The 10,442-nt window shown below is 32.1% G+C and carries 10 protein-coding genes and 1 pseudogene; 4 read left to right on the forward strand and 7 right to left on the reverse strand.

All coding sequences use genetic code 11. The features are described 5' to 3' along the window. Positions 1 to 82: 82 nt before the first annotated feature. The 7 genes and pseudogenes from AADI82_RS03135 to AADI82_RS03165 all read right to left on the reverse strand — a co-directional run. Positions 83 to 1,135 (reverse strand): annotated as a pseudogene (locus AADI82_RS03135) (NAD(P)/FAD-dependent oxidoreductase); the annotation flags it as partial. 51 nt (positions 1,136 to 1,186) lie between these two features. Next, a complete protein-coding gene (gene tnpA, locus AADI82_RS03140; protein ID WP_341215014.1) occupies positions 1,187 to 1,621 on the reverse strand; it encodes an IS200/IS605 family transposase in 435 nt (144 codons plus the stop codon). 58 nt (positions 1,622 to 1,679) lie between these two features. Continuing rightward, on the reverse strand, positions 1,680 to 2,153 hold the full coding sequence (locus AADI82_RS03145) for a DUF5362 family protein (protein ID WP_341215015.1): 474 nt from the start codon (positions 2,151 to 2,153) through the stop codon (positions 1,680 to 1,682). A 5-nt stretch (positions 2,154 to 2,158) separates the two neighbouring features. After that, the gene (gene rocD / locus AADI82_RS03150; RefSeq protein ID WP_341215016.1) at positions 2,159 to 3,403 is read right to left on the reverse strand and encodes an ornithine--oxo-acid transaminase; all 1,245 of its coding nucleotides are present in this window, start codon (positions 3,401 to 3,403) and stop codon (positions 2,159 to 2,161) included. Positions 3,404 to 3,561: 158 nt separating this feature from the next. Beyond that, positions 3,562 to 3,945, reverse strand: coding sequence for a DUF6768 family protein (locus AADI82_RS03155; RefSeq protein ID WP_341215017.1), 384 nt, complete (start codon positions 3,943 to 3,945; stop codon positions 3,562 to 3,564). A gap of 63 nt (positions 3,946 to 4,008) precedes the next feature. Beyond that, a complete protein-coding gene (locus AADI82_RS03160) occupies positions 4,009 to 4,560 on the reverse strand; it encodes an RNA polymerase sigma factor (protein ID WP_341215018.1) in 552 nt (183 codons plus the stop codon). Further along, positions 4,557 to 5,066, reverse strand: coding sequence for a hypothetical protein (locus AADI82_RS03165; RefSeq protein WP_341215019.1), 510 nt, complete (start codon positions 5,064 to 5,066; stop codon positions 4,557 to 4,559). The genes AADI82_RS03160 and AADI82_RS03165 overlap by 4 nt, the downstream gene beginning before the upstream one ends. Before the next feature lie 229 nt (positions 5,067 to 5,295). Between AADI82_RS03165 and rlmD the strand changes: the two genes are divergently transcribed. The 4 genes from rlmD (at position 5,296) to AADI82_RS03185 (ending at position 10,279) form a co-directional block, all read left to right on the forward strand. Continuing rightward, entirely contained in the window at positions 5,296 to 6,708 is a 1,413-nt protein-coding gene (gene rlmD, locus AADI82_RS03170; RefSeq protein ID WP_341215020.1) for a 23S rRNA (uracil(1939)-C(5))-methyltransferase RlmD, read from the forward strand. A gap of 42 nt (positions 6,709 to 6,750) precedes the next feature. After that, on the forward strand, positions 6,751 to 7,296 hold the full coding sequence (locus AADI82_RS03175; RefSeq protein ID WP_341215021.1) for a DUF6452 family protein: 546 nt from the start codon (positions 6,751 to 6,753) through the stop codon (positions 7,294 to 7,296). After that, entirely contained in the window at positions 7,262 to 7,990 is a 729-nt protein-coding gene (locus AADI82_RS03180) for a DUF6048 family protein (RefSeq protein ID WP_341215022.1), read from the forward strand. Before AADI82_RS03175 ends, AADI82_RS03180 begins: the two co-directional genes overlap by 35 nt. 222 nt (positions 7,991 to 8,212) lie before the next feature. After that, positions 8,213 to 10,279 carry a M48 family metallopeptidase gene (locus AADI82_RS03185; RefSeq protein ID WP_341215023.1) on the forward strand — a complete coding sequence of 689 codons (2,067 nt, stop codon included), beginning with the start codon at positions 8,213 to 8,215 and terminating at the stop codon, positions 10,277 to 10,279. Positions 10,280 to 10,442: the final 163 nt, after the last annotated feature.

A 10,442-nucleotide genomic window follows, 5' to 3' on the forward strand; every position in this document is an offset into this window, starting at 1 on the left:
TACTCCTCATAATAACGTTTTAAAAAGATATAGTGGAAAGCCCGTTTACCATTTTTTATGGCAACTCGCCCAAATAATAAAACTAAACTTTTTGTGTTTTTTTAAATGGCCTAATAATTAAACGTGCTTCTCTATCAAAACGTACATAATTATATACCCAATTTATAAACACGACCATTCGGTTTCTAAAACCTATAAGAAAAAACAGATGTACAAACATCCAAACATACCACGCAAAAATGCCTTGAAATTTAAATCGTTTTAAATCTACAACCGCTTTATTTCTGCCAATTGTTGCCATAACACCCTTGTCTTTATATTCAAAAGGTTTCATGGTTTTACCCTCAAGTAATTGCAACATATTATCGCCTAATTGTTTACCTTGTTGAATAGCTGGTTGTGCCATCATTGGTAATCCGTTAGGAAAATCATTAGTTACCATACAGGCAACATCTCCGATTGCAAAAATGTGATTATAGCCTTTTACTTGGTTAAATTCGTTTACTAAAAGTCGGTTGCTTCTAGTTATAAAATCCGCAGCATCCAACCCTTTTATAAGTGCGCCTTTTACTCCTGCTGCCCAAATAACAGTTGCCGTTTCAAAAATTAAATCGGTATTTGTAGTTACTGTTTTTCCATCATAATTAGTAACTCTTATATTTTTCCAAACATTAACGCCTAATTTTTCTAAGAAATCTTCAGCCTTTTGAGACGCTTTATCGCTCATACCTTTTAAAATACAATCACTCGATTGAATGATATTAATTTGCACCGAACGCGTATCTAAATCTGGGTAATCTTTTGGCAGAATACCTTTTTTTATTTCAGCCAAAGCTCCAGCTAGCTCAACACCGGTTGGTCCACCACCAACAATTACAAAATTCATTAGTGCATTTCGTTCGTGAAGATCAGAGGTTAACAGAGCATCTTCAAAATTTTCAAGTATTAAACTTCTTAAGTTTAAAGATTGTGGTATGGTTTTCATTGCCATACTATGCTTTTCAACTTCGGCATTTCCAAAATAATTAGTTTTAGAACCCGATGCTACAACTAAATAATCAAATTTTAAGTTACCAATATTCGTAATAACTGTGTTATTTTTAGCATCAATTTCGTCAACATTAGCTAATCTAAACTAAACCACTATGGACTGCAAGTCCATAGGTTTCTTAAAAGAATGAAATTCTTATTCCAAAATAATATTATCAGAATCAGTATTCGAAGCATCTCTATGATGTTCAAGATATTCTTGTACCATCTCATCAGTAATGTTTCCTGTACTCCAAACACCGTAACCAATAGCCCAAAAATGTCTACCCCAGTAACGTTTACTCAATTCTGGATACTCTGCTTGAAGGCGTCGAGATGTCTTACCTTTCAAACGTTTAACAATACCACTAATATTCTGAGATGGTCGATATTCGATGTGAATATGCACGTGATCTTTACTTATAACGCCTTTAAGAATTCGTATATCCTCAGAATCACAAACTTGCTTAACCAAATCTCGGCAACGTTTCTGAATGTCGCCTTTGAGAACATGATAACGATATTTTGTAACCCAAACTATGTGAGCAGTAAGCCAAGATACTGTATGTCCATGTCGCCTTTGTTCTTCCATTATTCAAAGATACAAAAGTGGGTAGCAACTGAAAGTCTTGCACTGAAAGTGCATAGTTTCAACTAACGATTGAGACCAATGAAGATGCTGCAAACAACATGCTGCCAACAATTATTAAAACATAAATACTAATAATTACAATAGTAAAAATACCCATGTATTTATAATGCGATTTTAAATTAGTGAAAGCAGATTTAAAATCATCTTTATTAGCGGTGCTCAAAGCGCTTTTCATCTTTCTCGAAAAATTGAATAAATAATAAATTGGAAAAAAATAAATGAGTGCCATAACTACATATATAAGTCCAAAATAACCCATTGAAAAGCCCATAGCTGCATACGGATTATTATCTCCCAATGCACTTGAACTCATTATGGCACCAAAAAATATTCCAAAAATAACCATAAGTCCTATACCTATAAAACCGAGTATAGACAGGAAATAAGTCCATGATGATGTTTCTTTTAACAAGCCTTTAATCTCATCATTTACTTCTAGCTCAAAACTTTCAAAAGCTGATTTTTGTTGCATATTATTTAGTTTTCAAACTTTTTTAAGGTCTCTGTAATGATGCTTACGCAATCTAATAATTGGGCTTCAGTCATTACTAAAGGTGGTGCAAAACGGATAATGTTTCCGTGTGTTGGTTTTGCAAGCAAACCGTTATCGCGCAATGCTAAACAAATATTCCAAGCGGTATCACTGTCTTCATCATCATTAATTACAATGGCATTTAAAAGTCCTTTTCCTCTAACCAAATTAACAATATTACTTTCCTCTATATATTTATTTATTTCAGCTCTAAAAAGTATGCCTAAACGCTCAGCATTCTCAGTAAGTTGTTCATCTTTTACTACATCTAATGCTGCCATTGCAACTGCTGCTGCAACAGGGTTTCCGCCATAAGTACTACCGTGATTTCCAGGTCTGATAACATTCATAATTTCATTATTGGCTAATACCGCAGATACGGGATAAATGCCACCACTTAATGCCTTACCTAAAACTAAAATGTCTGGTTTAACATTTTCGTGGTCAACAGCCAGCATTCTTCCTGTTCTAGCAATACCAGTTTGTACTTCGTCTGCGATAAATAACACGTTATATTTTTCGCATAAAGCCTTTGCCTTTGCTAAATAACCTTCGCTTGGAACATAAACTCCAGCTTCACCTTGAATGGGTTCAACTAAAAATCCAGCAATATCAGAACTACTTTCTAAAGTATCTTCAAGTGCTTGAAGATTATCGTATTCAATTTTAATAAATCCATCGGTAAACGGTCCGAAATTTTTACGAGCTACTGGGTCGTTAGAAAATGAAATAATAGTCGTTGTTCGCCCATGAAAGTTGTTTTTACAAACAATAATTTTTGCTTTATTTGTATCAATGCCTTTAACCTCGTAAGCCCATTTTCTGCATACTTTTAATGCGGTTTCAACAGCTTCTGCTCCTGTATTTATTGGTAATACTTTATCGAAACCAAAATACTCAGTCACATACTTTTCGTATTTCCCAAGCATATCGTTGTAAAATGCGCGCGAAGTTAATGTAAGTGTTTGCGATTGCTTTGTTAAAGCCTCAACAATTTTTGGATGACAATGCCCTTGATTTACAGATGAATAAGCTGATAAAAAATCGTAGTATTGCTTACCTTCTACATCCCAAACATAAACACCTTCTCCTCTACTTAATACTACAGGAAGTGGATGATAATTTTGAGCGCCATACTTGTTTTCTAATGCCATCGCTTCTTGCGACGAAATGTGGTCTAAAACAGCCATTTTAATAAATTTAAAAGTTAATACCCATACAAATGGATATCTAAAATAACCATTCCTTCTGTACCTTTATTCTTTCGAAGAATCCGAAAAAGCAGCGTGGGAGAGAAATCATCCCTAGGAATTGCAATATTAATAAATATTTATGGCGTTTTAAAATTCTATTTGATTTTATGATATAAAGATGATACTTGTAGTTCTAATCGTTTCATTTCTCTTAAAATAGCATTCTTATCCATTTGCATCCACGCAAACACCTTTAACATGCTTACACCAAGCAAGAATACAAGGCTTCCTAATCCCCATTTTAATAAATCTTTAATTTCTTCTACATTAAAAAATTGTACTAAGCAGTAAATGAATAATCCGAAAAAAACTAAAGTCATAATATTCATCATAACCAGTAACCATTTGTTTTTCCCTTTAAATAATCCGCCTACCATTTGCAATGCATTTTGCTCATCTAAATCGTCATAAAACTTAGCTTCCTCTTGAGTTAATGTTTCTTTTATTAATTTATCGATGTCTTCCATATTATTTTTCATAATTAATTTATTTTTTATTTTCGCATTTCGACTACGCTCAACGTAAACTTTCGCGGAAATGTGTTAATAATCGTTTTGTTTTTCTTTTAATGTGTCTTTCAATTTTTCTCTGGCATGAAATAATCTTGATTTTGCAGTTCCGACAGATATATTTAAAATATCGCTAATTTCTTTTAATGAATAGTCCTCAACATAAAACAATTTAATGACGGTTTGTTGGTGTTCAACCAAGTTTTTAATCGCTTTTAAAAGTGCTTTTTTTAAAGATTCATCAGTCTCATTTTCAACAACTATAATATCTTGTTCGTATTTATAATGCTCTAAATTATTACGTGTTCTTTTATTCGAATTTATATAGTCTAAAGCTTTTGTATATACAATGCGTAACGCCCAAGCACCGAAGCTTTTTGGGTCTTGTAATTTATCAATCTTAACTATAATCGTTTTCCAACTATCTTGAGCAATATCTTTAGCAACATCGGCATCTTTAACCAACCAATACGCCTTTTCACAAAACAGTTTGTGCCAACGTTTAACCAACTCTGTAAGTGCATTAGCATCTCCAGAAAGGTATTGTGTTACCAAAACTGTATCTATGGTCTTATCTTTCTTCAATTAGATGAAGCTTTGTGCTTTTTACTTTTCTTGTTTTTAAGCATTCTTAAAAATTTTACCCAAAAATTATATTTTGTTTCTTTTTTTTGTATTGAAAACTGATTTTCTAATTTATCAAAAGCATCTTCAATCAAAGCATCGTGCAACCATCTAATTACAAATAACCAATATAATACAGCAAACCCAGAAGTTTTCATTTTGATAGTGTGCGATATCTCAATTTCAGAGTTACTTAGCTCTTCAACTTTAAGGGTATGATTTCCATTAAATCCTTTATTAATAAAATTGAATACAATGCCATCATCGTAATTTTTACTTACAACCGTATATTTTATAGGGCCATGACCTCCTTCTGAACCTACTTTTAATCCATTTTTAAAACGAATAGCTGGCCATTTTTCAAAAGGCCAAATTTTATCGTCTTTAGTTGATAATGTGTTTAATAATTTATAGACGCTTGCTTTAGACTGATTAATTTTTCGCTTGTGTACATTTATAACCTTCATCTGTTTAAATTTTATTACTTTAATTGGTAATACTTCAACTGAGCTCAGCACAAGAATGCAATTCGCTATTAAACATCTTTAAAAATATAAAAATTGTTACAGCTCATTTCATACTATAAAGACCACAAACATTATAAAAGGTTCATTTATTTTTAACTTATTTTAATAACCGCTTAAAGTTAATCGAAATAAAGCCATATTTATTTATTGCTATTATTATTTTTGCAGCATGTCTAGAAGAAAAGCAAGAAAACAAGTTTTTGAAAACGTAGAAGTAATAGATGCAGGAGCAAAAGGAAAAACCATTGCCAAAGCACCCGACGGGAAAGTGATTTTTTTACCAAATGCTGTTCCTGGCGATGTGGTCGATGTGCAAACCTTTAAAAAGCGAAAAGCCTATTACGAAGGCAAAGCAACGTTTTTTCATAAATTATCTGATAAAAGAACAGAGCCTGCTTGTGAGCATTTTGGAATTTGTGGCGGCTGCAAATGGCAAGACATGGCTTACGAACATCAACTGTTTTACAAGCAAAAAGAAGTTACCAATAATTTAACCCGAATTGGGCATATTGAATTACCAGAAGTAACACCTATTTTAGGTGCTACAAATCAATATTTCTACAGAAATAAAATGGAGTTTTCATTTAGCGATTCGCGTTGGTTAACTGTTGAGGAAGTACAATCGGATGTAGATTTAGGTGATAGAAATGCTTTAGGCTTTCATATTCCTGGCATGTGGGATAAAATTTTAGATATTAAAAAATGTCACTTACAAGCAGATCCATCAAACGCGATTCGTAATGTTGTAAAGCAATTTGCCATTGAAAATGAATTAGAATTTTTCAACACTCGAAATCAAACCGGATTGTTGCGCACCATGATGATTCGTACCTCAAGTACTGGAGATATTATGGTTATGATTCAGTTTTTTAAAGAAGATAAAATAAAACGTGAATTGTTATTAGATTTTATTGCTGATACATTTCCGCAGATAACCTCTTTACAATATGTTATTAACGGAAAAGCAAACGATACTATTTACGATCAAGACGTTATTTGTTATAAAGGCACCGATCATATTTTTGAAGAAATGGAAGGTTTAAAATTTAAAATAAATGCCAAATCGTTTTATCAAACCAATTCCGATCAAGCTTACGAATTATATAAAATAACACGAGATTTTGCTGGATTAGCAGGAAACGAACTGGTTTACGATTTGTACACAGGTACAGGAACCATTGCACAATTTGTCGCCAAAAAAGCGAGCAAAGTAATTGGTGTTGAATCTGTACCCGATGCTATTACAGCCGCCAAAGAAAATGCACAATTAAATAACATTAATAACGTTGAATTCTTTGTTGGCGATATGAAACACGTTTTTAATACCGAGTTTATCAATGCGCACGGACAACCAGATGTTATAATCACCGATCCGCCACGAGATGGGATGCATAAAGATGTGGTGCAGCAAATTTTAAATATTGCACCAAAAAAAGTGGTTTATGTAAGTTGCAATAGCGCCACACAAGCAAGAGATTTGGCGTTAATGGACGCTATGTATAAAGTTACAAAAACACAAGCTGTGGATATGTTTCCGCAAACGTTTCATGTTGAAAATGTAGTGTTACTTGAAAAACGTTAGGATGTTTATTTGTTTAGTTGTTAATTCGTTTATTTGTATAAAATGAAATATCTTAAATATCTTTTTTTACCAATTATTGCATTAGTAATTGGAATTACAGCAAGTTGCGAACGCGACGATTTGTGCCCCGAAAGCACACCGACCACACCAAGCTTAATTATTGATGCTTTTGATATTGACAATCAAGAGGATAGTAAAAATGTATTTGGCTTACTAATTGCTGGTGTTGAAAATGAAAATGTTTTACCGGGATATGCAGTAGTTACAACCAATAATATTATTTTGCCTTTAAAAACAACTGAAGACACTACACAATATCAACTTATACAAGACTACTCAATAAACGATAATGGAACACCGGATGATACTTCAGACGATTTTGCTGAAGGCAACCAAGATATAATAACCATAAACTATACCAGAGAAGAAGTTTACGTATCGCGTGCTTGTGGTTATAAAACCATTTTTAAAGATGTTACCGTTTCTATTGATAATGATACCGATAACTGGATACAATTAATACAACCTGTAAATAACCCTCAATCTGTAGAAGATGAAACAGCAACACATTTTAACTTATTTCATTAGTAGTATACTTATGCTACTTTTTTGTGTGTCTGTAAATGCGCAAAGCGATAGTATTCCTAGTACTGCAAACGACTCACTAAAAGTTAAAGAAAAGTACGGACTTCGTATAGGTGGCGATATTGGCAAACTTGCTAGAACAGCTCTTGAAGACGATTATACAGGTTTTGAAATTATAGCCGATTATAGAATCAAAAAAAAATTATACATCGCAGGTGAAATTGGTATTGAAGAAAAAACCAATGTAACCGATTATTTAAATATAACAACCAAAGGAAGCTATTTAAAAGGTGGAATTGACTATAATCTATATCAAAATTGGTTAGATATGGATAACATGATTTATACCGGATTTCGCATTGGTGCTAGCTCGTTTACTCAAACATTAAATAGTTTTAATGTTTATAATACTAACCAATATTGGGGCGAACAATTTGCATCTACAACACCAAAAGAATTTGATGGTTTAACCGCAATTTGGATAGAACTGATACTTGGTATAAAAGCCGAAATTTTCAATAATTTGTACATGGGTTTAAACGTACAACTCAAAGGTTTAGTTAGCGAAACAGAACCAGAAAATTTTCAAAACATCTACATTCCAGGTTTTAACAAAACGTACGATAGCAGTCGTATTGGCGTGGGTTACAGCTATACTATTTCGTATCGCATTCCGCTTTATAAAAAGGATAAATAGATTTTTTTACGTCATTGACAAGGGTTACTTGCCACACTAAGTAAAATTGAAGTGTGGTAATCTTCTAATCATTTCTAAACAGGAATTGATTAATTTAAGAGATTTTTATAGTCATATTTCTCTTGCAATCGCAATAATTATTCAACGTCCGCATTGCTTTTTAGTAAGAAAATTCTAAATTTAAGGCATCAAATATTTTTGTAAGATTTAAAATTAGATTACATGATAAACAAAAACGTTGAGTTATCTGCCGAATTTAAAACTCAAACAAAAAAAGCCATTACTTCCATTGTAATTTTCGCCATTGTATATTTTATCATTTTCGTACTCGCATTAGGGCTTACAGCTTTATGTGTTTTTGGAGGTGTTTCGTTAATTGTAACCGTACCGCGTTTAATAACAATCGCACTTGGGGTTGGTTTAGCGAGTTTAGGGTTTTTAGTGATATTTTTCTTATTGAAATTCATTTTTAAAAAGAATAAAATTGATCGTTCACATTTAACCGAAATATCAGAAACTGACGAACCCGAGCTTTTTAAAATGATACACGAAATTGTAAATGAAGTCGGCACTACATTTCCCAACAAAGTTTTTATTTCGTCCGATGTAAATGCATCCGTATTTTACAACTCCAACTTTTGGAGCATGTTTCTACCCATTAAAAAAAACTTACAAATCGGACTCGGTTTGGTAAACACAATTCATACAAGCGAATTAAAAGCGATTCTTTCTCACGAGTTCGGGCATTTCAGTCAAAAAACAATGAAAGTAGGAAGCTATGTATATTACGTAAACCAAGTTATTTTTAACATGCTTTACGATAATGAAGGCTTTGATAAAATGGTACAACAATGGGCAAATGCCAGCGGTTACTTTGCCATTTTTGTAATTATTGCAGTAAAAATTGTTGAAGGTATTCAGTGGATTTTACGCAAAATGTACGAGTTTGTAAATAAAAATTATTTAGGATTATCAAGAGAGATGGAATTTCACGCAGACGAAATTGCAGCTAATGTAACGGGTTTCGAACCCTTAAAAAGTGCACTGCTTCGAATGAATTTAGCAGATTATTCCTTTAACGCCGTAGTTGGCTTTTACGAAGGAAAAATAGCAGAAAACATAAAAAGTAAAAACGTTTTTAAAGAGCAATATTACTTACTAAATTTTTACGCCAAAGAAGATAGTCTGCCACTGATTGATGGACTTCCAAATGTAACTTTAGAAGATTTGAATAAATTCAACAAATCTAAATTGGTCATAAAAGACCAATGGGCATCTCACCCAAGTACCGAAGATCGTATAACGCATTTAGAAAAAACAAATTTGTCGGTTACTTATACCGAAAATGATTTAGCAAACACCCTATTTAAAAATATTGAGGAGCTACACGAAACATTAACCACTAAAATGTTTGCCGAAGTAAAATATGAAGAAACACCAAAAACACTTTCGCCAGAGGAGTTTAAAAATGAATTTGAAAAAGAATATATAAAAAACTCCTTTTCAAAAGCATTTAATGGATATTACGATAACAAAACACTTGTGCCTTTTGAAATAAAAGATATTAATGATAATGGCGCATTACCAACAACTTTCGAAGCATTATTTAGCGATAAACACGTCAACCTAAATTACGAAGCATTAGCTTTACAAAATGATATTGAAACCATTAAACAAATTAAAGATAAAACGCTAGAAATTAAAACCTACGATTATGATGGGAAGAAATACAAAGCTAAAGAAAGTGATGCGTTAATAAAACAACTCCAAAGTCAGTTAGAGACTATACACGAAAGCATAAAAGCTAACGATATTAATATTTTTAGATTCTTTAAAAATGCAGAAAACAATAGCGACACCTCAAAATTAACCCAACTTTATAAAAACTTCTTTGAGTTTGATAAAGAATTCGATTCTAAATTTAAAGTGTATACCGAGTTATCAGATAAATTACAGTTTATAAGTGTAACAACGCCATTCGACCAGATAAAATCTAATTTTATTAAAGTAAAATCTTTAGAAGCCAAACTTAAAGAAAATATTAAGCAGTTTATTGTAGATGATAAATACAAAACAGAAATTACTAAAGACATAAAAGAGAGTTTTGAAAATTACCTGTTAAAAGAATGGCAGTATTTTGGAAATCAGAACTATATTGATAAAAATTTAGAAACCCTTTTTATGGCTTTAAACAATTATGCCTATATACTTTCAAAAGGTTATTTTTTGCATAAAAAAGAAGTGCTAGATTATAAAGTCTCGTTATTAGATAAACTTAAAGTGGCATAATGTAATTGTTAAAATTACGTAGAAGTTACGTATTGAATTTCTGATAAAAAATCTAACTTCGCTTATCGGTGGATATAAAACATTAAAACGGATTCATATTCCAAAAAAATTATATGGCATTAATTAGAGAAATGAATAAACTCAAAATTATCTTATTATTTAC

The sequence above is a fragment of the uncultured Wocania sp. genome (genome assembly GCF_964021735.1).
Lineage (GTDB): Bacteria > Bacteroidota > Bacteroidia > Flavobacteriales > Flavobacteriaceae > Wocania_A.